At 66.7% G+C, this 21,975-nt stretch carries 18 protein-coding genes and 1 tRNA gene; 11 read left to right on the top strand and 8 right to left on the bottom strand.

What is annotated here, in order from left to right; genetic code table 11:
- Positions 1 to 139 precede the first annotated feature (139 nt).
- The 5 genes from THSYN_RS24550 (at position 140) to THSYN_RS24530 (ending at position 10,771) form a co-directional block, all read left to right on the top strand.
- Positions 140 to 5,344 carry an SdrD B-like domain-containing protein gene (locus tag THSYN_RS24550; protein ID WP_100921460.1) on the top strand — a complete coding sequence of 1,735 codons (5,205 nt, stop codon included), beginning with the start codon at positions 140 to 142 and terminating at the stop codon, positions 5,342 to 5,344.
- A 256-nt stretch (positions 5,345 to 5,600) separates the two neighbouring features.
- Positions 5,601 to 6,365 (top strand): hypothetical protein, encoded by a 765-nt coding sequence (locus tag THSYN_RS24545; protein WP_100921459.1) that lies wholly within the window; start codon positions 5,601 to 5,603, stop codon positions 6,363 to 6,365.
- A 760-nt stretch (positions 6,366 to 7,125) separates the two neighbouring features.
- Positions 7,126 to 8,880, top strand: a complete 1,755-nt coding sequence (locus THSYN_RS24540; RefSeq protein ID WP_100921458.1) for a S8 family serine peptidase — start codon at positions 7,126 to 7,128, stop codon at positions 8,878 to 8,880.
- A gap of 346 nt (positions 8,881 to 9,226) precedes the next feature.
- Positions 9,227 to 9,667 carry a low molecular weight protein-tyrosine-phosphatase gene (locus tag THSYN_RS24535; protein WP_236848674.1) on the top strand — a complete coding sequence of 147 codons (441 nt, stop codon included), beginning with the start codon at positions 9,227 to 9,229 and terminating at the stop codon, positions 9,665 to 9,667.
- A gap of 363 nt (positions 9,668 to 10,030) precedes the next feature.
- On the top strand, positions 10,031 to 10,771 hold the full coding sequence (locus THSYN_RS24530) for a class I SAM-dependent methyltransferase (protein ID WP_100921457.1): 741 nt from the start codon (positions 10,031 to 10,033) through the stop codon (positions 10,769 to 10,771).
- Between the two features lie 302 nt (positions 10,772 to 11,073).
- Here THSYN_RS24530 and THSYN_RS24525 read toward each other — a convergent pair whose 3' ends face one another.
- The 4 genes from THSYN_RS24525 to THSYN_RS24510 all read right to left on the bottom strand — a co-directional run bounded on the left by THSYN_RS24525 (position 11,074) and on the right by THSYN_RS24510 (position 14,464).
- Positions 11,074 to 12,060: a YhdH/YhfP family quinone oxidoreductase gene (locus tag THSYN_RS24525; RefSeq protein ID WP_100921456.1), complete on the bottom strand. Its 987-nt coding sequence runs from the start codon at positions 12,058 to 12,060 to the stop codon at positions 11,074 to 11,076.
- A 177-nt stretch (positions 12,061 to 12,237) separates the two neighbouring features.
- On the bottom strand, positions 12,238 to 13,764 hold the full coding sequence (locus THSYN_RS24520; RefSeq protein ID WP_100921455.1) for a fumarate hydratase: 1,527 nt from the start codon (positions 13,762 to 13,764) through the stop codon (positions 12,238 to 12,240).
- A gap of 127 nt (positions 13,765 to 13,891) precedes the next feature.
- A complete protein-coding gene (locus tag THSYN_RS24515; protein ID WP_172965330.1) occupies positions 13,892 to 14,311 on the bottom strand; it encodes a universal stress protein in 420 nt (139 codons plus the stop codon).
- Positions 14,312 to 14,314: 3 nt separating this feature from the next.
- Positions 14,315 to 14,464, bottom strand: a complete 150-nt coding sequence (locus tag THSYN_RS24510; RefSeq protein ID WP_100921454.1) for a DUF3096 domain-containing protein — start codon at positions 14,462 to 14,464, stop codon at positions 14,315 to 14,317.
- Between the two features lie 215 nt (positions 14,465 to 14,679).
- On the opposite strand from THSYN_RS24510, the gene THSYN_RS24505 reads away from it, so the two are divergent.
- Positions 14,680 to 14,934: an MFS transporter gene (locus THSYN_RS24505; RefSeq protein WP_100921453.1), complete on the top strand. Its 255-nt coding sequence runs from the start codon at positions 14,680 to 14,682 to the stop codon at positions 14,932 to 14,934.
- A 124-nt stretch (positions 14,935 to 15,058) separates the two neighbouring features.
- Here THSYN_RS24505 and THSYN_RS24500 read toward each other — a convergent pair.
- A tRNA-Pro gene (locus THSYN_RS24500) sits at positions 15,059 to 15,135 on the bottom strand.
- Positions 15,136 to 15,199: 64 nt separating this feature from the next.
- Complete coding sequence (locus THSYN_RS24495; RefSeq protein WP_100921452.1) at positions 15,200 to 16,168, bottom strand: polyprenyl synthetase family protein; 969 nt, start codon at positions 16,166 to 16,168, stop codon at positions 15,200 to 15,202.
- 222 nt (positions 16,169 to 16,390) lie between these two features.
- Between THSYN_RS24495 and rplU the strand changes: the two genes are divergently transcribed.
- The 4 genes from rplU (at position 16,391) to proB (ending at position 19,391) form a co-directional block, all read left to right on the top strand.
- Entirely contained in the window at positions 16,391 to 16,705 is a 315-nt protein-coding gene (gene rplU, locus THSYN_RS24490) for a 50S ribosomal protein L21 (protein WP_100921451.1), read from the top strand.
- A gap of 13 nt (positions 16,706 to 16,718) precedes the next feature.
- Positions 16,719 to 16,976, top strand: coding sequence for a 50S ribosomal protein L27 (gene rpmA / locus THSYN_RS24485; protein ID WP_100921450.1), 258 nt, complete (start codon positions 16,719 to 16,721; stop codon positions 16,974 to 16,976).
- Between the two features lie 190 nt (positions 16,977 to 17,166).
- On the top strand, positions 17,167 to 18,243 hold the full coding sequence (cgtA, locus tag THSYN_RS24480; RefSeq protein ID WP_100921449.1) for an Obg family GTPase CgtA: 1,077 nt from the start codon (positions 17,167 to 17,169) through the stop codon (positions 18,241 to 18,243).
- Between the two features lie 23 nt (positions 18,244 to 18,266).
- The gene (gene proB, locus THSYN_RS24475; protein WP_100921448.1) at positions 18,267 to 19,391 is read left to right on the top strand and encodes a glutamate 5-kinase; all 1,125 of its coding nucleotides are present in this window, start codon (positions 18,267 to 18,269) and stop codon (positions 19,389 to 19,391) included.
- A 56-nt stretch (positions 19,392 to 19,447) separates the two neighbouring features.
- On the opposite strand, the gene aqpZ is transcribed toward proB, so the two are convergent.
- Complete coding sequence (gene aqpZ / locus THSYN_RS24470; RefSeq protein ID WP_100921447.1) at positions 19,448 to 20,176, bottom strand: aquaporin Z; 729 nt, start codon at positions 20,174 to 20,176, stop codon at positions 19,448 to 19,450.
- A gap of 184 nt (positions 20,177 to 20,360) precedes the next feature.
- The gene (locus THSYN_RS24465) at positions 20,361 to 20,819 is read right to left on the bottom strand and encodes a hypothetical protein (RefSeq protein ID WP_100921446.1); all 459 of its coding nucleotides are present in this window, start codon (positions 20,817 to 20,819) and stop codon (positions 20,361 to 20,363) included.
- Positions 20,820 to 21,224: 405 nt separating this feature from the next.
- Between THSYN_RS24465 and THSYN_RS24460 the strand changes: the two genes are divergently transcribed.
- A complete protein-coding gene (locus tag THSYN_RS24460; RefSeq protein ID WP_236848673.1) occupies positions 21,225 to 21,890 on the top strand; it encodes a protein-L-isoaspartate O-methyltransferase family protein in 666 nt (221 codons plus the stop codon).
- Positions 21,891 to 21,975: the final 85 nt, after the last annotated feature.

Raw genomic sequence — 21,975 nt, 5'->3', positions numbered from 1 at the left:
GAGGACTTTTCCCATGACACGCACAGGCACATCGTCAAGGCTGGGCCGGGGATCGGGGGGCGGTGCACACACCCGTCAGCCCGCGGCCGGTGGTTTTTGGGCCCGTTTCGTTCTGGTACTCGGTCTGGTTGCGGCGGCCTTGGTCGCGCAGCCGGTCTTTGCCTGCGCCACTGTCGGTGTCTGCGGGACCCGCACGGTCGACGGCAACACGGCGGACTGGAATCTGACCAAGGACCTCTACACCTCCATGCGTGAGGCGGGTCGGACCGATAAGTCCCAACTCGGTAATTTCTATTTCACCTACGACAGCAGCACCCAGACCGGCTATGTCCTGGTCCTGGCGACCGGCACCAACACGGTCGTGCAGAACACCTCCGACGCCTGGGTCAAGAATTATGCCGCCGGCAACAGCCCGATTCCGTTCACCGCCTTCAAGTGGGTCGTGAGCAACGGCAAGACCGTCGGCTACGAGGCGTCGTTTACGCTCGCCCCCGGCAGTTACTCCCAGGTCGAAGTACATGTCCAGATCGCGTCCGGACGCACCTGCTCCACCGGCAAGCGCAGCACGCCCTACTCGGCCCTGATCACGCTGAAGACCCCCAGTTGCCCGACGCCCCCCTCCAGCGGCGGCACCGCCAAGTGCGGCACGGCCGTGGTGGACGGCAGCACCGCGGAGTGGAACACCACCGCGACGAGCCCCGACCTGTTCTCCAAGCTCTATCAGGAGAGCACCAGCCTCCAGACCGGCAATCTCTTCGTCCGCTATGACCAGGCAACCCAGACCGCCTATGTCCTGGCCCTGACCACGACCGGTTACGTCGCCATCAACTATCTGCCCTGGAACTGGGTGACCCTGGACGGCCAGACCGTCGTCTCCGCCACCGCGAGCAACTCGGCCTCCTTCGCGTGGGTCAAGAACGGCACCACCCTGGTCGGCTACGAGGCCTCCTTCAAGCTGGCCCCCGGGACCTGGCAGCGCCTGCACGCCCAGCTCAAGACCGCCCCGAGCAACAAGACCAGCAACCACTTCAAGGCCACCAATGGCGACCAGACCCTGGTTGCCAATTGCGGCGGCGGCACGGGCGGCACCTGCACCACCGGCAAGAGCGCCACGGTGGACGGCAAGATCACGGAGTGGGACCTGAGCGCCGACCTGCTCAAGCCCATGGTCAAGGAAGGCACCACCACCCAGACCGCCGACCTCTATGTGCGCTACGACACGGCGAACAACCGCGCCTATGTGCTGACGCTCGCCCGCACCGGCTATGTGGCGATCAATTATCTGCCGTGGAATTTCGTCAAGCTCAACAGCGTCCAGGTCGTCACCGCGACCGACAGCACCAGCTCTACGACCTTCCGTTGGGTCTACAACAGCGCCGGCAAGCGTATCGGCTATGAGGCCTCCTTCGCCCTCACCGCCGGCAGCACCGCCAACATCTTCGCGCAGTTGAAGACGGCCCCGGCGTCCAATACCCGGTCGCACTTCAAGTCCCAGGCCAGCGCCGCCATCGACACCGTGTGCGCCCCGCTGACCTATGCCTTGGGCAATCAGGTCTATCAGGAGAATAACGGCACGGCCGGCTACCAGGCCACCGGCACCAAGGCCGACCAGCCGAAGGCGGGCGTGACGGTGCAACTCTTCCAGGGCACCCAGTTGGTCGCCACCAAGACCACCGGCACCGATGGCTGCTACCTGTTCGACGGTCTTGCCGCCGGCAGCTATAGCGTCGTGCTCCCGGCCAGCCAGTTCGCCACCGGTGCGCCCTTGAATGCGCTCCGCGCCTCGGCGATCGGGTTCGGCGGCGACACCAGCACCGATGACGGCAGCGACCACAACGGCTCCCAGCAGGTCGTGGACGGCGATGTCCGCACCAACGACTACGCGCTCGGTGCCGGCCTGCAACCCTTGAACGAGCGCGTCAGTGCCTGCACGACGACCACGCCCGACGCCAATACCAACCTGACCGCCGACCTCGCACTCGAGGCCAAGCCGCCTGTCGTGTACGGGATCGGCAACCGCGTCTGGTTCGAGAACAACGGCACGCCCGGCTACCAGCCCACCGGCACCGATGCGGACACCCCGGCCATCGGCGTCCCGGTCGAACTGACCGGCCTCTTCGGCGGTCCCGCGATCACCACGGTCACGACCGGTGCGGACGGCTGCTACCTGTTCGACAACCTGGCGGCCGGCGACTATGCCCTGCGCCTTTCCGCCAACGGCATTGCGGGTAGCGTGCTCAATGGCTTTGTGCCGGTAACCCCGGCCGGCTCCGGCAACATCGATGACAACGCCGATCAGAACGGCACGGCGCAGGCCGGCGGCGATGTCACCACCGCGGGCTACACCCTGGGCCTCGGCAAGCAGCCGACCAGCGTGACCGGTGCCGCCTGCACGTCCTACAGCACCAGCACGCCGACCGCGAACCTGAACCTGACCGCGGACTTCGCCTTCCAGCCCGCCCCGGTCGTCAAGGTCGCACTGGGCAACCAGGTCTACAAGGAGGTCAACGGCACCGCCGGGTATCAGGCCACGGGCGCCAACCCCGATCTGCCGCTGAAGGGCGTCGTGGTCGATCTTTACGATGCCGATGGCCCCACCGGCAAGACCGCCACCACCGGTGACGACGGCTGCTATCTGTTCGACGACCTCGCCAGCGGCAGCTACTCCGCGGTGCTCCCGGCCAACCAGTTCGGCGCCACCGGGGCGCTGAAGGGACTGCGTGCCTCCGCCGTCGGCTTCGGCACCAGCACCACCACGGACGACAGCGCCGACCATAACGGCAGCCAGGCGGCCGTCGATGGCAGCGTCGCGTCCAATACCATCGCCCTGACCCCCGGCAACCAGCCGGAGAACGAGCGCGCCACCGCCTGCACGACCAGCCTCCCGGACAAGAACACCAACCTGACGGTGGACTTCGCCCTGGAAGACAAACCGATCACCGAGGTGGCCATCGGCAACCGCGTCTGGAAGGACATGGACAGCGACGGCAAGTACACGCAAGGCACCGACCAGCCGCTGTCCGGTGTGACCGTGACCGTCGTCGACAACGAGGACGCGACCAAGGTCTACACCGCGACCACCGACGGGAACGGCTGCTATCTGGTGCGCGGTCTGTCGGCCGGCCCCTATGTCGCCAAGATCCTCGCGGGCCAGTCGGCACTGAACGGCCTGCAAGGTGTGTCGATCGACCCCGACTACGCCCTGGCTGGCAACGACGAAGTCACCGACGACAGCGGCGACCAGAACGGCGTGCAGTATCCCGACCTCGGCGGCGACACCCAAACCGCCGTGTACAACCTCGCACCGGGAACCATGCCGACCAATGACGCCTCCAGCGCCGCGTGCGGCCTGGCCTCCCTGCCCGATGCCAACGGTGTCGTGCTGCCGAACGCCAACGTCAACGAGACCGCCGACTTCGCCTTCAAGGAGATCCCGCCCCCGCCCGTGACGGTCGGCATCGGTGATCGCGTGTACTTTGAACTCAACGGCACGGCTGGCTATCAGGTCGGTGAAGACCTGCCGGTGAAGGGTGTGACCGTCGATGTGCTGCCCCAGGGGTCCAGCGTCCCGGCCAAGACCGTCACGACCGACGACAACGGCTGCTACCTGGCCGAGGGCATGGATGCCGGTCTCTATGTGGTGAGTCTGCGCAAGTCCCTGTTCGAGGCCGGCGGCTCGCTGTTCGGCTACAGCCCCTCGCCCTTGGGTATGACGGACATTGCCGATCAGGACGAGCAGGCCGACCACAACGCCCGCTGGGAGTTGAATGGTCAAGGCGCTACTGGTGCCGTGGTTACCCAAGCCTACGACCTGCAGCCGCTTACCATGCCGACAAGCACCGGGAGCAATGCCACCGAGGTGCCGCCGACGGCCGTCGGTGCCTGTGCGGGCGAACAGACCTTGCCGGATGTCAACGTCAACCGCACCGCCGACCTGGCGCTCTCCGAGTTGGTTGCCGTCGGTAACTTACTGTGGGAAGACAAGGATAGCCAGGACGGCTTCAGCAGCGCGGGCGGCGATCTCGGGCTCGACGGGGTGGAGGTCCAGTTGCACCGCACCGACGCCGGCGGCAACCCGCTGTCGGACGCCAACGGTAACCCGGTGGTCGAGGTCCGGTCCATGACCACCCAGGGCGGCGGTTTCTACCTCTTCGACAACCTGGCGCCCGGCTACTTCGTGCTGAAGGTTCCGGCCAAGGAGTTCCAGGACGGCGGCCACCTGTTCGGTTACACCAGCCTCTCCGGCAACGGTGACGGCACCGCGGACACGGACGATGACTCGGGGGAGACCACGGCAGACGAGAATGGTAAGGACCCGATCGACCCGACCACCGACGGCATCGTGTCGCCGGTGTTCGAACTGACGGCCGGTTACCTGCGCACGGGTGAGACCGGTCAGCGCCCGAGCCCGGCCCAGGCTGCGACCAACCCGGGTCTGTTCACCAACCTGCAGGACTACAACACCGACCTGACCCGCGACCTCGCGGTCGTCAAGAACGAGACCACCGGGTCCGAACTCTTGGGCAGTATTGCCTCGACCGTGTTCATCGACCTCAACGGCAACGGCAGGCAGGACGCCTTCGAGACCGGGATTGTCGCCGCCACCGCGACCAAGCCAGGGATGGATATGGGCGGGATCGAGGTGCAACTCTACCGGCTGGTCCCCAATCAGGATCGGGTGTGGGTCGGTACGACCTTCACCAACTCCCGGGGCGAGTATCTCTTCTCCGGCCTGGAGGAGGACACCTACCAGGTGGTGTTGCCGGCGAGTCAGATGACCGGCGGTGCCGGTACCCTTGCGGACAAGGTGAGGATCTACTACGGTCGCGTGGGCGGCATCTCGAACATCAACGAGGTTCAGGTACTATCGACCAAGGACTCGGCCTACCTCGACAATGATGTCATCCGTCAGGACGGCGACGACAACGGCCTGCAGACCGACGGTTACGGCGGCGAGATTGCCTCCGACCCCGTGGTCCTGAGCTTCCACGGCGAGCCGGTGAACGCCGTGGACAGCAACAGCCCGCAAGTCGGGGAGGAGTTCGCCCAGGTCACGGATCCGACCAGTGTCGGTCACACCCAGGACGATGCCGAGGACGACAGCGGCGACATGACGGTGGACTTTGGGGTCGTGCATCAGTGCTACGACGTCTGCGACATCAATCGCGATGGTAAGGTCACGCAGGCCGACGATGTTGACTGGATCTATGCCCACCAGAACCAGGCCCCCAACCCGGGTCAGTGGGCGCCAGGTAGCGGGAGCTGCGGCGGGGGAGCCACACTCTCCGCGAACAACTACACCTGGTGTCAGAGCGTGGCGAACGACCAGTTGAAGACGAAATAGGGCGGGAGGACCCGGATGGCTGAAGGGGCGAGGGATCGCCCCTTTTTGCGTTTCGGAGGTTGGCGAGTCGGTCCTCGTCATTCGGCGAACGCCTGAAGGGTTTGTCAGTTTTTTTTACACTCTGTCCTTACAATCCCGGGGAGCGTAGGAAAACTTTATGAAAAACAGATAAATCTGGTACTGGCACTTATATTGCTTAAATATCTCTGGATGCGCCGCTTGGCACACCATAGTCCGAACTGAATGGGAGAAAAACATGGCAAAATCCTTCGCTCGCACGCTCGCCGCCGGCTTGGCGATGCTTGGGGTCTTCGGGAGCGGTGCGGCCGTAGCGACCGCGACCATCTCGTTGACCCCAGGCGGTCCCCTAACCTACAACACGAGTCAATCGAATCAAACGCTGAGTTTAGATTTCAGTGTCTCACTCGGTGCAGGCGCTACCGTCGATGATGTGATGGTCCAATTCGACAATTTCGTTGCTTATGATCCTAATGTACTGAAATACAAGACGGCTTCTCCCATTACGTTTGGCCCCGCTCTGAGCAGCCTCAGCGGGACTCCTCCGCGGCCGTCGCTCAATGCGTTGATCAACGCCAACTACACATCGCTCGGGACACTTGACCCCTCGATCACCGGCATAGGGACCCCGGTGGCCGAGAGTGGCTATTATGATGGCTCGCTGCGGGTGCAAATGGTGATCGATCAACAAGGAACCTTTGACATCGCTGACTTGTTTGCCGCGCAAGGTCCGGGGCCGTCGCTCCTTTTTACGATCGTCTTCGACGTGGTTACCACACAGATCGGCAATTCGGCGATCATCCTGCTGAACGATACCAGCTTCGTCCCCGACATTGCCCCGCCGACCTATGACTCGAAATACTGGGATGAAGGGGAAAAAACGCCATTTTATCCTACGTCTAACGTCGTGCAGGTCATCGTGACGGACGCCCCGGCGCCGGCGCCGCTGGCCCTGATCGCGGCGGGCCTGATTGCCATGGCCGCACGGCGGCGGGCGCGCTGAGCGATAGCGAGCAGGGCGCGGGTTTGAAACCCGCCAGGCCTCAGCAAACGGGGGGTGGATGGTGCAGCCATCCACCCTTTTTTCTGCCAGCCGCACCCGCTTGCGCCCCCTTGGAGCCAAAGGCTTCAGCCTTGGAAGTGGGTGCAAGCGCTTTCCGTGAGGTGATTGGCGTCGAAACTCAGGCGGTGTCGATGCGGCCATCGGCCACGCCATTTCAGGGCTTATTCCTATGCACAACCCAGGGCGTTGCCCTGGGTTGGTCTGTTATCAAGAATCCTAGGCATGAAAGGGCGTGACATCGGCAGGCCGCGGAAGGCAGCCGGGTTTCGACGCCAATCACTTTCCATGATCGGACGCTCGCTGATCCGTCCGTAATTCTCCGTGTCATTCCCCCTCATTCCCGCCGTGACACCCTCTCGGCCGGAGACTACGGCGGCGAATCGGCCATCATCGAGAACTGCGACTGGCGTCACACCTGTGCCGCCAGCGGGTATGCCTGCGCTGCGGTCTGCGTTAAGTATCTGAAACAAAATGCTTAAGTATAGCCTATCCCAAGGGTGGTCGCCGTGCTGCCCATCCCTGTGCCACCGCTGGGCGATGTGACCCCGATCCCATTTCCCATCGGTTCACTCACGGCGCGAGGCGAAGCGTGCGGTAGGTCCCAATGACCGCCGCCCGTTCCCGTTAACCTCTCTCATAACGAACTTTGATTCGTTCTGCATCCGGAGCAACTCCGGGAACTACACGAGAGGGGCTTGACATGAACGCACGCACCGCAAAGAACCTGTGGACCACCGCCATTGTGTCGCTCGCCGTCGCCGGCGTTTTGGTCGCGCCCGCCGGCCGGGCCAACGAGGGTGGCTTCGAGCAGGGGCGGCTGCTGGTCAAGTTGAACCCCGGGGTGTCGAGCGGCGAGTTTGCCGCGCTGCTCAAGCGCAACATGGCCCAGTCCGTCGGCCGTGTCGCTGGGATCGACCTGCAGGTCGTCGCGGTTCCCCAAGCCTTTGAAGCGCCTCTGGCCGCCGCCCTCTCCGCCGACCCGCGCGTGCGCTTCGCCGAGGTCAACCACTACCTGGAACCCCGCGAGCTGACCGCCAATGACCCCTACACCAACTATGCCTGGCACCTCCCCAAGATCGGCGCCCCGGTCGCCTGGGACTTCAGCCTGGGTGACGGCGTGACGGTCGCTATGATCGACAGCGGCATTGAGGCGACCCATCCGGAACTGGCGGGCCAACTGGTCGCCGGCTGGAACGTCGTCTCGCAGAATACGGATACCGCCGACGTCTCCGGTCATGGCACCAAGACGGCCGGTGTGGTGGGTGCGACCAGCGACAACAATCTGGGCGTGACCTCGGTCGCCTGGAACGTCTCACTGATGCCAGTACGGGTGACGAATCGGACGGACGGTGTCGCCAGTTCCCTGGACATCGCCGCCGGTCTGGTCTGGGCCGCCGACCACGGCGCCCGCGTCGCCAATGTGGCCTATGCCCTGCCGTCGGACGGGTCCATCTCCGCGGCTGCCGCCTATATGCGGGGTCTGGGCGGCGTGGTGGTCATGCCCTCCGGCAACGACGGGGCCTATTCAGCCGCCAGCGCCAACCCGAACGTTCTGGTGGTTGGTGGGACCGACTCCGCCGACCTGGTCCCGACCTGGTCCAACTACGGCACCAACGTCGACTTGACCGCCCCCGCCAGCGCGATCGTGACCACCGCCATCGGCGGCGGCTACACCTCCGGCGGCGGCACCTCTTTCGCCAGTCCGATCGTGGCCGGCGTGGCCGCCCTGATGATTGCCGCCAATCCCAACCTGACGGCGGATGCGATCGAGCAGATCCTGGAAGACTCCGCGGTCGATCTCGGTGCCCCCGGTTGGGACCAGTATTACGGCCATGGCCGCATCGACGCCGCCGCCGCCGTGCAGATGGCCCTGGCCTGGCAGCGGGTCGCGGCCGACACCCAGGCCCCGAGCGTGGCGATCGGCTCGCCGGCCGCCAGTGCCCAGGTCTCCGGGACGCTCAGCGTGCAGATCACCGCCAGTGACAACGTGGGCGTGACCTCGGTCAAGCTCTACGCCGGTGCCACCCTGATCGGCACCGCGACCACCGCCCCCTATGCCATCAGCCTGAACACGACGGCCTATGGCAACGGCGCCCTGCAACTGACTGCCCGCGCCTATGACGCGGCCGGCAACGAGGCCCTGTCCAGTGCGGTCGCGGTGACGGTGTACAATGCCCCGACTGACACCATCGCGCCTACCGCCGCCATTACCGCCCCGACCGCGAATAAGACCGTCAGCGGGACCGTGACCGTGAAGTCGATCGCCGCCGACAACGTCGCCGTCGCCACCATGACGCTCTATATCGATAACGTAAAGCTCTGCACCGGCACCAGCACCGCGCTCAATTGCGCCTGGAACGCCGCCGCCGCGACCCGCGGTACCCATGTCATCAAGCTGACCGCGACCGATACGTCCGGCAATGCCAAGACCATTCAAGTGTCTGTGAAGCGCTAGACCCTGAAGCCCAATCAGTAAGCCCCCGGGCGCGTGCAACGCGCGCCCACTCCCGGACACCGGCCCTTGCGCCGGTGTCATTTTTTTTGCGGCTCCCATGAACGACCTCGGCTTCGGCCTCGATCATCATTCCGGCCAGCGGCCACCGTCTGGAGTCCAAGGCTTCAGCCTTGGTCCTGTGCATCCAAGGCTGAAGCCTTGGACTCCGGCCCGGGGCGGCCGGAGCGATGATCAATGACTCCGCGTCGGCGTCAAAGGCCCGCTCCCCGCTTTCCCCTTGCTTCCCGCCGGCCCCGGCCTCACCCTGGCAGCCACCAGTCCCCGCCCCCTGATTCGATTGCCGCCCATGCTGTTTCAACACCTGCTGGTCCTGTGCGCCGGCAACCTCTGCCGCAGTCCGCTGGCGGAGGCGCTGATGCGCACCCGCCTGGCGCGGGCGGGGAAGGGGATCGAGGTCGCCTCCGCCGGGCTGATCGCCGCGGTCGGCGAGCCGGCCGATGAGATGACCTGCCTGGTGGCAGCGGGGCATGGGCTTGACCTTTCGGGCCATGCGTCCAGACCGGTCGATCCCGGGTTGGTGCGCCGGGCGGACCTGGTGCTGGTGATGGAAGAGGCCCATCGCCGCCACCTGCTCGAGTTGGCCCCGGCCGCGGCGGGCAAGGTCTGTCTGCTGGGCCGGTGGAGTGGGGGCGAGATCCCGGACCCCTACGGCCGAGGCCGCGCCGCGGGCGAGGCCGCCTACGACCAGATCGCGGCCGCCGTCGAGGCCTGGCTGGTTCGACTGTGAGCGGCGGGCGTCGATCCTTGTCCCGGCCACTGTGCGTACGGTGGGCCCCTGCGGCTTGGTCCGCACAGCGGCCCCTAGGTCGGCTGCGAGCCCGTAGGGTCCGCTGTGCGGACCGATGCCCGCGCCGACTTTCAGCCCGTAGGGTCCGCTGTGCGGACCGATCGCCCGCGCCGACATCGGCCCCGTACGGTCCGCTGTGCCGACCGATCGTCGTGCGCTGCAACCCTGATCACGCCCCGCGCGACGCTCCGGGGCCCATAATGGAAAGCGCGGGTGACCCGGTCCGAGCCTTAGCGCCAGCGGTCACTGTGTGTCCCTTCGCCGACCAATGCCCTGTCATCCTCATGCCACCGGAGGTCCTTCGTGCCGACCCATGCGACCCCGCCCCGACTCCTGGCCGACCAGCAGACCGAGGCCTTCGACGTCGAGTATGTCATTCCCCAACTCTGGGCCCTGATCGAGCCCTATCTCGCCGCGCGTCTGGGGGGGCCGTCGCGCTTCCTGGACATCGGCGGGGGTAATGGGGTCTTTACCGATCGGGTGATGGATGCCTTCCCGCAGAGTGAGGGCGTCATCGTCGAGCCGTCCCAGACGCTGCGCGAACGCAATCTGCCGCGCCCCTCCAAGACCCTGGTGCCCGGGACCTTTCAGGCCGCCGCCTTCGATCCGGAACGCCGCTTCGACGTGATCTTTTTCAATTGGGTCCTGCACCATTTCGTCGCCGACACCTATGGGCAGACCCAGGGCCTGCAACTGCAGGGGCTCATGGACGCGCGCAATCTCTTGACCGCCGACGGGATCGTCGTGGTCTTCGAGAACTACTATCCGGGGCTCCTGATCGACGACCTGCCGTCGCGAATCATCTACACCCTGACCGCCAGCCGCCTGCTCAAGGCCTTCACCCAGCGGCTCGGGGCCAACACGGCCGGGGTCGGGGTCTGCTTCCACTCGCGTACCGCCTGGTTGCGCAAGGTCGCCCAGGCCGGGCTCCAGGTGGAGGGGACCCATCCCGGCTATCACTACGGCACCCTCTCGCCGACCAAGCGGCTGCTGCTGCACATGGGTCAGGCGCAGGTCGGCGCCATCATCGCCCGGCGGGCCTGAAGGTCGGCAAAGTTCCTTCAGCGAGCGCCGTAGGGTCCGCTGTGCGGACCGCTCGCTCCGGTGTGGTGACGGTGCGGACCGGACCTCGGCGGGCGCGAAGATGGTGAAGGCCGCCGGCTTTTCCGGCCCCGCAGGCCACTGCCATTAGGTTAAGGCGCGCTCGTCGACCGTGTCGCCTCTGCCTGGGAGTCCAAGGCTTCAGCCTTGGCGCGCTCCAAGGCTGAAGCCTTGGACTCCAGGCGCTTGGGCTGCAGCGCTTAACCTAACGGCAGTGCTCCCGCAGGCGGCAGAGAAGGTTGAATTCACAGGGCCACCAGCACCCGCCCATGGGTACGGCCGGCGAGCATGTCCTCAAAGACCGGCGGCAGTCCCTCCAGCGCGACGGTTTCCGACACCAGGGCCTCCAGGTCCGGCGGCTGCCAGTCGCTCGCCAGGTGATTCCACAGGGTGCGGCGCAGGGGGTAGGGGATATCCACCGAGTTGCAGCCCAAGAGGCTGGCCCCGCGCAGGATGAAGGGCATGACGGTGGTGTGCAGTTCATGGCCGCCGACCAGCCCGATGGCCGCGATGTTGCCGCCGGGGGCGATGGTGCGGGTGATCTGGGCCAACAATTCGCCGCCCACATTGTCCACCGCGCCGCCCCAGCGGGCCTTCTCCAAGGGGCGCGTCGCGCCGGCCAGGGCCTCGCGCGGCAGGACCTCAGCGGCGCCCAGGTGCCGCAGCCAGTCGGTCAACTCCGGCTTGCCGGAGACTGCGCTGACCGAGAACCCGAGCCGGGCGAGGATGGCGACGGCCATGGCGCCCACCCCGCCGCTGGCACCCGTGACCAGGATCGGCCCCAGGCCGGGCTCCTGACCGTTGACCAGCATCCGGTGCACCGCCAGCGCGGCGGTGAGGCCGGCGGTGCCGAAGATCCCGGCCCGGCGCGGGTCGAGCCCGTCCGGGATCGGCACCAGCCACTCCGCGGGGCAGCACAGATACCCCGCGAAGCCGCCGTCGTGGTCGTGGGTGAGCCCCCAGCCGGTGACGACGACCGCCTCACCGTTCTGGTAGCAGGGGTGGGCGGACTGCTCCACTACCCCGGCGGCGTCGGCCCCGCCGACCAGGGGGAAAGTGCGCAGTATCTTGCCCCGTCCGGTCCCGGCCAGCGCGTCCTTGTAGTTGACGCCGGACCAACCGACCCGGATCAGTACCTCGCCCGCGGCCGGCGTAGGCCGCGGGAGTTGCTCGATCCCGGCGTGGTGTCCCTGCGCGTCCTGATGGATCCGAAAGGCGGGGTAGGTCGGCATGGTTGGGGTCTCCGGAGGTGGTCCTTAAGAATTATTCGTCCGCAAATGAACGCAAATAAACGCAAATCAGAAAACCCTTGCGGTTCATCTGCTCATGTCAGGCGATCAGGTCGATTGTCCACAAATGAGCACTCCTATTTGCGTTCATTTGCGTTCATTTGCGGACAAAACATCTTCTCAGGCCGCGACGGCGACCGGGATCTTGCCGATCCGCGCCTGCCACTCTGCGGGCCCGCTCTGGTGGACCGACTCGCCCCGGCTGTCCACGGCCACCGTCACCGGCATGTCCAGCACCTCGAACTCGCGGATCGCCTCCATCCCCAGGTCCCCAAAGGCGATGAGGCGCGACGACTTGATGGCCTTGGCCACCAGATAGGCCGCCCCGCCCACCGCCATGAGATAGACCGCCTGGTGGCGCCGGATCGCCTCGATCGCGACCGGCCCCCGCTCGGCCTTGCCGACCATGCCGATGAGGCCGGTCTCGCTCAGCATCTGCTCGGTGAACTTGTCCATGCGGGTGGCGGTCGTCGGGCCGGCGGGGCCGACCACCTCGTCGCCCACCGGGTCGACCGGACCCACGTAATAGATGAAGCGTCCGCGCAGGTCGACCCCGTCCGGCAACCCCGCGCCGCTGTTCAAGAGATCGACCATGCGCTTATGGGCGGCGTCGCGGCCGGTCAGGAGCCGGCCGGAGAGCAGGAGGCGTTCGCCCGGCCGCCAGCCGGCGATGTCCTCGCGGGTGACCGAGTCCAGGTCCACCCGGCGCGCCCCGGCGGCGGCGTCCCAGGTGATCTCGGGCCAGTCGGTGAGCCGCGGCGGCGTCAGTGTCGCGGGGCCCGAGCCGTCCAGGGTGAACTCCGCATGCCGGGTGGCGGCGCAGTTGGGGATCATGGCCACGGGGAGCGAGGCGGCATGGGTGGGGAAGGTCTCGATCTTGACATCCAGCACCGTGGTGAGCCCGCCCAGCCCCTGGGCGCCGATGCCCAGCGCGTTGACCTTCTCGAACAGTTCCAGGCGCAGTTCCTCGATCGGGTCGGCGGGGCCGCGCGCCTTCAATTCATGGATATCGATATGGCCGAGCAGCGACTCCTTCGCCATTAGCATGGCCTTCTCGGCGGAGCCCCCGATGCCGATCCCGAGCATCCCCGGCGGACACCAGCCGGCGCCCATGGTCGGGACCGTCTTGAGTACCCAGTCGACCAGGCTGTCGCTGGGATTCAGGATGGTGAACTTGGACTTGTTCTCCGAGCCCCCGCCCTTGGCCGCCAGGCGCACCTCGACGAGGTTCCCCGGGACCAGTTCCACATGCACGACGGCCGGGGTGTTGTCGCCGGTGTTCTTGCGCGCCCCGATGGGCGGCGCGACCATGGAGGCGCGCAACGGGTTGTCCGGGTCCAGATAGGCCCGGTGCACCCCCGCGTCCACCAGTTCCTGGATGCTGAGCGCCGTGTCCCAGCGCACCCCCATGCCCACCTTGAGGAAGACCACCACTGACCCGGTGTCCTGGCAGATGGGCCGGTGGCCCTGCGCGCACATCCGGGAGTTGACCAGGATCTGCGCCATGGCGTCCTTCGCCGCCGGGGACTCCTCCGCCGCATAGGCGGCGGCCAGGGCGCGGATGTAGTCCGCCGGGTGGTAAAAGGAGATGAACTGCAGGGCGTCGGCGATGCTCTGGACGAAATCGGACTCGCGGATGGTGGTCATGGATTACCCTGCGTCTGGTTCGGGGCCTGGTTGGCGATGGCGGGATCTTAACCGACCCCGGGGGCGGCGAGGTCTGAGCAAGCTGAGAACAAATTTCGACCGGTTGGCACCGCCTTGAGTGCTTGGTTCAAGGCCGTGGGCGCACCACGGTCACCGGGCAGGGGGCATAGGCAAGCACCCGGCGGGCGATGGAGCCGACCAGCCAGCGCTCGAACAGGGTGCGTCCGCGGTGGCCGACGACGATGTGGTCGATGCCATGGCCCTCGGCATAGCCCAGGATCTGCTCCGCCGGGTGACCCACCTTGACCGCGAAGCGGGTCTTGAGTCCCTCGACCCTGGGCTTCAGGGCCTGCAGGGCCTGGGCATAGTGGCTGCGCGCCGCGTTGATGAGGGCCTCGGTCTGCTGGTCCTCGCCGATATCCGGCGGATGGGCGACTGCCAGCACGTGCAGCTCGGCGCCGTACCGGCCGGCCATGTCCAGGGCGAAATCAAAGGCGGCGCGGGCCGATTCCGAACCGTCGTAGCCGACGAGCAGCCGCGCGATCATGGCTCAGAGGTGCCGCATCAGCCCCAGGACGCCGATGACGATCAGATAGATGGCCACGAAAAAGCTCAAGAACCTGGGGATGAGCAGGATCAGAATGCCGAGCAGGAGCGAGATGGCCGGCTCGATCAGGAGTTGGTTCAGGTGCAGATGCATCGGGTGGCTCCGGCGTCGGTTGAACGTTGCGCGCGACGCGCCGCGATGGGGCAGGGGGGCGGCCCGCGGGCGGGCGGCCGACCCGCCCCGCTCACGGGCACCCATCATACCCTGAAATTGCCGCATGGCGCCGGACCGGGGAGACTCGCGCCCTGTCCGGGATCTGGGGCCCGGTATTCCCGCGGCGCGCCCGGCGCGACCCGACCTGACCAGCGGTGCTCGGTGCCCTGTTGCTGCCGCGCGTACAGCCGCGCCTGGGCCCCGACGGCACCGTTGCCGCCGACAGCCTGCTGACCGCCCTGGTGCTGGCCGCCTTCTCGCTGATCGCCGATCCCTATGCGGCGGCGGCGGCCGCGTCCCTGCTCGCGGGCGTCTCCTGGATCTTCGTCCTGTCGAGCCTCCAGGTCGCGGCCCAACTGGCGCTGCCCAATTGGGTGCGGGCGCGCGGTCTGTCGCTTGGTGGATCATAGAGGACGTCACCGCGCCGGGTCTCTACGTCGAGCATTTCGTCGAGGGCACCTGGCTCAGCCACCTGCGCCTGGAGAGACACAAAAAAGCCGCTCGTAAGCGGCTCAATTGCAGACACATCGAAGATGGTCGGGGTGACAGGATTCGAACCTGCGACTTCTGCCTCCCGAAGACAGCGCTCTACCAAGCTGAGCTACACCCCGAGGGAAAGGGGGGACGACCGTTACGACGACGGTGGCGGCCTGACTGCCGCTCTGTGACCCGTCTTCAGTGGTCTCGACTGACCGCGAAGTCGGCCATCATGACCAGAGACGCGGTGGCGTCCGAGGGGGGGAGGACGGCGAGTGCCTCCTTCGCCCGTCGCGCGTAATCCCGTGCGAGTTCGGCAGTATAGGCAATCGCGTCGGTGGACGCAATCACCGCGATCACGTCGTCGATGCGCTCGCGTCCGCCGTGCTCGATCGCCTCGCGCAGCAGGCGGCGCTGGGCGGGGGTGCCGACGGCCATCGCCCGCAGGATCGGCAAGGTCGGTTTGCCCTCGTCCAGGTCATCGCCGACGTTTTTGCCCAGTTCGGTGTTGCCGCTGCTGTAGTCCAGGGCATCGTCGATCAACTGGAAGGCGATCCCGAGGTTGCGGCCATAGTCGGCCATGGCCGTTTCGATGGCGTCCGGGCTCGCGGCCAGGACGGCGCCCAGGCGCGTGGCCGCCTCGAACAGCGTGGCGGTCTTGCGCACGATGACCTCCATGTAGCGCTGCTCGTCGGTGTCCGGGTCCTTGGTGTTGAGCAGTTGCAGGACTTCACCCTCGGCGATGCGGTTGGTGGCGTGAGCCAGGATCTCCATCACCCGCATGCTGCCGACCTCGACCATCATCTCGAAGGCGCGCGAGTAGAGGAAATCCCCTACCAGCACCGTGGCCTCGTTGCCCCACACCACGTTGGCGGTGTCCTGGTTGCGGCGCAACTCGGAGCCGTCCACGACGTCGTCGTGCAACAGGGTGGCGGTGTGGATGAACTCGATGACCGCGGCCAGGTCGATGTGACGGGTGCCGCCATAGCCGCAGGCGCGCGCGGCCAGCAGCACCGACAGCGGTCGCAGACGCTTACCGCCGCTGCGCACGATGTAGTGTCCGATCTGGTTGATGAGGGCCACGTCGGAGCGCAGTCGGCGCACGATCAGTGCATCGACGGCCTTGGTGTCTTCGGCGGCGGGAAGCCGGATCGCGGAAAGGTCCATGCGTATGGGGGCTGGCATCAAAGTGTGACCGCCGATGCTAGGTGTCGGCCGGGGGGCTGTCAAGCCTGGTCGGATCGGCGCGGACCGGGACGACCGCATCGCCGCCGAGTGGATGCCCTCTGGGTGGGTTGACGGCGGGGCCGCGCCCGGTTATCGTGCTGGGTCTTTACATCCGGCCTGGAGCGTCGGCGGTCGAACTCAGCCTTGGGGAATCTTCAAGACATGTACGCGGTGATCCAAACCGGTGGCAAGCAATACCGGGTCTCCGAGGGGGATACCCTCAAGGTCGAGAAGCTCGTTGCTGAGGCAGGTGCCGACATCGAACTCGATCAGGTCCTGATGGTTGCCGACGGCGATGCGGTGACGATCGGTCGGCCTTTCATCCTGGGCGGTAAGGTGACCGCTACGGTCAAGGCCCACGGGCGCGCCGCCAAGGTCCACATCATCAAGTTCCGGCGGCGCAAACATCACCTGAAGCGCCAGGGCCACCGCCAGTGGTTCACGGAGCTTCAGATTACCGGGATCAGCGCGGGCTGATCGGGGAGCATCCATGGCACACAAGAAAGCAGGCGGCAGTTCGCGCAACGGCCGTGATTCCGAGTCCAAGCGCCTCGGCGTCAAGATCTTCGGCGGCCAGAAGGTCACGGCGGGCAGCATTATCGTGCGGCAGCGCGGCACGCCCGTCCACAACGGCGTCAATGTGGGCCTGGGCAAGGACCATACCCTGTTTGCCCTGGCGGACGGGGTGGTGCGGTTCCTGATCAAGGGGCCGAAGAACCGCAAGTTCGTCACGGTCGAGACCGCATAGTATTTGCCGATCGGGATTTGTCGGTCGGGATTTCTCGATCGGCTTTCGTCACCCCGCCGTCCTCGGGCTCGCGCCGCCCCCGCCTCCGCGGGTGGGCGTCCGAGCCGGTGATCGCATGGGTGTCTGCACAAGAGCCTCGTCCCCCGGACGGGGCTCTTTGCGTTTTGGCCTTTAGATCGCGGACAACGTCATGAAATTCGTCGACGAGGCATTCATACGGGTCGAGGCCGGCGACGGCGGCAGCGGCTGCGTCAGCTTTCGCCGCGAGAAATACATCCCCAAGGGCGGTCCGGACGGCGGTGACGGCGGCGACGGCGGCAGCATCCACCTGCTGGCCGACAACAATCTCAATACCCTGGTCGACTTTCGCTTCCAGCGGATGCACCGGGCCGAGTCCGGCCACAAGGGCATGGGCAAGGACATGCGCGGTCGCGGCGGTCGCGACCTCTTGATCCGGGTGCCGGTCGGGACCCGGGTCTTCGAGCAGGAGACCGGCGAGTCCTTGGGTGAATTGCTGACCAACGGGGAGCGCCTGCTGGTCGCCCAGGGCGGTTTCCACGGCATCGGCAATGCCCGGTACAAATCGAGCACCAATCGTGCCCCCCGCCAGTTCTCGCCCGGGACCCCGGGGGAGCGGCGCGACCTGCACCTGGAACTGATCCTGTTGGCGGACGTGGGACTGCTCGGCTTCCCCAACGCCGGCAAGTCGTCGCTGATTCGTCAGGTCTCCAGTGCCCGCCCCAAGGTGGCCGATTATCCCTTCACGACCCTGTATCCGAACCTGGGCGTGGTCCGCCTGGGGCACCGGCGCAGCTTCGTGATCGCCGACATCCCGGGCGTGATCGAAGGCGCCGCGGAGGGCGCCGGGCTCGGCATCCAGTTCCTCAAACACCTGGCCCGCACCCGGCTGCTCCTGCACCTGGTGGACCTGGCCCCGCTCGACGAATCGCTGGAGCCGGCCGAACAGGTGCGCAAGATCGAGGCCGAGTTGGCCGCCTTCGGCGGTGACCTGGCGCAGAAGGAGCGCTGGCTGGTCCTGAACAAATGCGATCTGCTCCCGCCCGAGGTGCTGCGGCAGCGCCGCCAGCGGGTGGTGGACGACCTGGGTTGGCTGGCACCGGTCTACGAGTGCTCGGCCCTGACCGGCGCCGGTACCGCCCAGTTGATGGAGGATCTGATGCGCCGATTAGAGGCCCTCAAGGTCGAGTCCGGGGAGGCCCGACCCGCGGATGAGCCCGACGCCGCCGACTGGCACCCGCTCGATTGAGCCTGACGAAAGGAGCCCTAGAAGTGATCTCCCGTGACAGTCTCCCCGCGACCCGCCGTTGGGTCGTCAAGATCGGCAGCGCGCTCCTGACCCGCGACGGTCTGGGGCTGACCCGCGGGATGCTAATGCCCTGGGTGGAACAGATCGCGGCGCGCCGCGCGGCCGGTCACGACGTGGTGCTGGTGTCCTCCGGGGCGGTCGCTGAGGGCATGGTGCGCATGGGCTGGCGGCAGCGCCCTAAGGCGCTGCATGAGCTGCAGGCCGCCGCCGCCATCGGTCAGATGGGTCTGGTGCGCGCCTATGAGGCCTGCTTCGAGACCTTCGGCCTGCACACTGCGCAGGTCCTGCTCACGCGCGACGACCTGGCCCACCGGGCCCGTTATCTGAACGCCCGCGGCACCCTGCGCACCCTGTTGGGGCTCGGGGTGATCCCGGTCATCAACGAGAACGACACGGTCGCCACCGAGGAGCTGCGCTTCGGCGACAACGACACCCTGGCCGCCCTGGTGGCCAACCTGATCGAGGCCGACCTGCTGATCCTGCTGACGGATCAGGACGGGCTCTTCGACCGCGATCCGCGCCGCGATCCGGCCGCCCGGCTGATCGGCGCGACCCGGGTGGACGACCCGCAGCTGGACCTGGTGGCCGGGGGGAGCGTCACCGCGCACGGCACCGGCGGCATGGTGACCAAGGTGCGGGCGGCCCGGCTGGCGGCCCGCTCGGGGGCGGCCACGGTCATCGCCCCCGGCCGCGGCGCGGGCGTGCTGACGCGGATCGGTACCGGTGAGGCCGTCGGGACCCTGCTGGTGCCGGCCCAGTGCCCCCAAGCGGCGCGCAAGCAGTGGCTGGCCGGGCACCTGCAGGTGCGTGGCCGGCTGACCCTGGACCCGGGTGCGGTGCGCGCGCTACGCGAGAAGGGTACCAGTCTGTTGGCGGTGGGGGTCAAGGCGGTACACGGCACCTTCGACCGGGGTGAGGTGGTTGCCTGTGTGGACGAGGAGGGCCGGGAGGTCGCCCGGGGCCTGGTCAACTACGATGTGACCGAGACCTTGCGTATCCGCGGGGAGCCCACCAGCCGACACGAGGAAATCCTGGGCCACAGCGACGCCGAGGAATTGATCCACCGGGACAATCTCGTCGTTCTCTGAGGGGTATCTTGTTGGAACAGCGGCGGGGGCCGCCAAGGCCCCCGCCGGGCAGGCGGTTACTTGCTTGCGGGGGCCTCGAACAGCCGATAGATCCCGCCGGCGATGCCGGCGCCGATGATCGGGGCGGCCCAGAAGAGCCACAGTTGGGACAGGGCCAGCCCCTGGCCGTTCAGTGCCAGGACCAGGGCCGGGCCGGTGCTGCGCGCCGGGTTCACCGAGGTGTTGGTCACCGGGATGGAGATCAGGTGGATCAGGGTCAGGGCCAGGCCGATGGCGAGCCCAGCGTGGGTGCCGATGCCGCGCTTGTCGGTGCAGCCCAGGATGATGAACAGGAACATGGCGGTCATGACGACCTCCACGATCAGGCCGGTGGTCATGCCGTACTTGCCGGGGGACAGGTCGCCGAACCCGTTGACCGCCAGGCTGTTGGCCTTTAGAACGAATTCCGGATTGCCCTGGAGGATCAAGAGCAGCAGGAAGGCCGCCAGGATCGCCCCGATGGTCTGGAAGATGATGTACAGGGGCGCGTCCCCCGCGGGGAAGCGGCCCCCGACGACCAGACCGACGGTCACGGCCGGGTTCAGATGACAGCCCGAGATGTGGCCGATGGCATAGGCCATGGTCAGGACCGTGAGGCCGAAGGCGAGGGCGACACCGAGCAGGCCGATACCGATATCGTTGGGGCCGGCCATGAAGACCGCCGCCAGCGCGGCGCTGCCGCAACCGCCTAAGACGAGCCAGAAGGTGCCGATCAGTTCGGCCATTGAACGGGACATCAGGGACATGTAGATCACCTCGGAGTGTTGTGAAGGGGACGGGTTCCGGACTTGGCAGGCGGTCCGCGAGTCGGCGGGTACCTGACGGCGCTGTCGCTCCGAACGGCAGTCGGCGGATCGGTAGCCGGGTGCGACCGCGCCGCATTGTAAGCGATGGGACAGTGCGGCGTGGACGCCGGTTCAGGTGGCGCCGCTAGTGGACGCGCCAGGTGTCCTTCGCCTTGACCAGCGCGACCTCCGAGCGCTTGAACTCAACCTCGCCGGCACCCACGCCGGCCTCGACCAAGATGCTACAGATATAGATATCCTTGCGTTCCTCGACCGGGTTGCACTCCACCACGTCGACCTTCACCAGCTTGATGGTGAGCTTCGCCGCCGCCGCCGGGTCGAGATACCGGGTCGTCCCCGCGTTGATCTCGTTGATTCTGTCCGTGTAGGCGACGCGGATGTCGGTTTCGGTCGGGCCCTTGTACTCGGCCTTTTCGCTGCCCTTTTTTTTGGGGGTGCCGGGCTTGGCGGGGGCGGGCGGCTTGGCTGGGGCCGGCGCCGCAGCCGGCGCTGCGAGCGGTTTCGGCGCCGACTGGTCGGCCGCACGGACCGCCGCGGCGGCCGTGGCGATGAGGAGGACCGCGAGCAGGTAAGTCTTGCGCATGCGCTGGCTACCGGGTGGCTTGGGTTCGGGGTGCCTCAATGGTCGTCGCGGCCGTTTCGCCGCTGGGCCGGGGCCTTGGTCCGCACGGCGGCCCAGTGAGGATCGGCATGATATTACGTTCTTCGCGCCTCGCGGACCAGTTGCCGAGTCTGTGTTGGCCGAGGTCCGCTTGGAGCAAAAAAGTATTTCAGAAATAGCTAATGTTCTATATTATTATCCTAAGCGAGTCGGTGACCCGCGGCAATCGTCATCTTTAGAGTAGTTTTTCTTAGATGACGGGTGTCGCTCAAGACTTAAATAGACCGGTCGGTCGGTCCGGGCGGCGAGGTTGCGTGCCGGGTGCGAAGCCCCTGGCCGTGCGCGCCGACCGGCCACCAAATCCCCTGTACCCGCGGAGAAGCCCTCGTGGACTCAAGCAGCGACATCGCGCGTTTCAACATGATTCAGCAGCAGATCCGCCCCTGGGAGGTGCTCGATGACCGGGTGCTGGAGGTCATGGGCGAGATCAGGCGTGAGGTCTTTGTCCCCGATGCCTACCGGGGGCTGGCCTACGCGGACATCGAGGTTCCGCTCGGCGAGGGTCAGGTGATGTTGGCTCCGAAGGTGGTTGGACGCCTGTTGCAGTCGCTCAAGGTTCAACTCGCCGACCGGGTGCTGGAAGTCGGGACCGGCAGCGGCTATCTGAGCGCCTGTCTCAGCCGACTGGGCGCCGATGTGGTCAGCCTGGAGGCCGACCCCGCCTTGGCCGCCGCCGCGCAGGAGCGGCTTGTGGGCGCGGGGTTCGACCGGATCGAGGTGCGGGCGGCCGACGCCCTGGCCGGACCGACGGCGGGCGGGCCCTTCAACGTGATCGCGGTGACCGGCTCGGTGCCCGCCACTGCGCTCCTGGCGGTACTGGAGGCGCAACTGGCCCCGGCCGGGCGCCTCTTCTGCATCCTCGGTCGGCCGCCGGTCATGGAAGCCTGGTTGATCACCCGGGCGGCCGGCGGCGGACTGCGCCGCGAGTCCCTGTTCGAGACCTGCATCCCGGCGCTGGCCCACTGCCCCACGGCCCCGGCCTTTGTGTTCTGATCGGTAAGTGACGCGTCAATAACAAGTTAAACACAAACACAATCGTTGTCGTTGTCGTTGTCGTTGTCGTAATCGTAATCGGAGA

The organism is Candidatus Thiodictyon syntrophicum, assembly GCF_002813775.1.
Classification (GTDB): Bacteria; Pseudomonadota; Gammaproteobacteria; order Chromatiales; family Chromatiaceae; genus Thiodictyon; species Thiodictyon syntrophicum.
This window is presented reverse-complemented; position numbering and strand designations above follow the sequence as displayed.

What these genes read in the sequence shown, in the direction of transcription:
- THSYN_RS24545 (WP_100921459.1), top strand. Translation starts at nt 5,601, where the DNA reads ATGGCAAAATCCTTCGCTCGCACGCTCGCCGCCGGCTTGGCGATGCTT.
- THSYN_RS24540 (WP_100921458.1), top strand. Translation starts at nt 7,126, where the DNA reads ATGAACGCACGCACCGCAAAGAACCTGTGGACCACCGCCATTGTGTCG.
- THSYN_RS24535 (WP_236848674.1), top strand. Translation starts at nt 9,227, where the DNA reads ATGCTGTTTCAACACCTGCTGGTCCTGTGCGCCGGCAACCTCTGCCGC.
- THSYN_RS24525 (WP_100921456.1), bottom strand. Translation starts at nt 12,060, where the DNA reads ATGCCGACCTACCCCGCCTTTCGGATCCATCAGGACGCGCAGGGACAC.
- THSYN_RS24520 (WP_100921455.1), bottom strand. Translation starts at nt 13,764, where the DNA reads ATGACCACCATCCGCGAGTCCGATTTCGTCCAGAGCATCGCCGACGCC.
- THSYN_RS24515 (WP_172965330.1), bottom strand. Translation starts at nt 14,311, where the DNA reads ATGATCGCGCGGCTGCTCGTCGGCTACGACGGTTCGGAATCGGCCCGC.
- THSYN_RS24510 (WP_100921454.1), bottom strand. Translation starts at nt 14,464, where the DNA reads ATGCATCTGCACCTGAACCAACTCCTGATCGAGCCGGCCATCTCGCTC.
- THSYN_RS24495 (WP_100921452.1), bottom strand. Translation starts at nt 16,168, where the DNA reads ATGGACCTTTCCGCGATCCGGCTTCCCGCCGCCGAAGACACCAAGGCC.
- rplU (WP_100921451.1), top strand. Translation starts at nt 16,391, where the DNA reads ATGTACGCGGTGATCCAAACCGGTGGCAAGCAATACCGGGTCTCCGAG.
- rpmA (WP_100921450.1), top strand. Translation starts at nt 16,719, where the DNA reads ATGGCACACAAGAAAGCAGGCGGCAGTTCGCGCAACGGCCGTGATTCC.
- cgtA (WP_100921449.1), top strand. Translation starts at nt 17,167, where the DNA reads ATGAAATTCGTCGACGAGGCATTCATACGGGTCGAGGCCGGCGACGGC.
- aqpZ (WP_100921447.1), bottom strand. Translation starts at nt 20,176, where the DNA reads ATGTCCCTGATGTCCCGTTCAATGGCCGAACTGATCGGCACCTTCTGG.
- THSYN_RS24465 (WP_100921446.1), bottom strand. Translation starts at nt 20,819, where the DNA reads ATGCGCAAGACTTACCTGCTCGCGGTCCTCCTCATCGCCACGGCCGCC.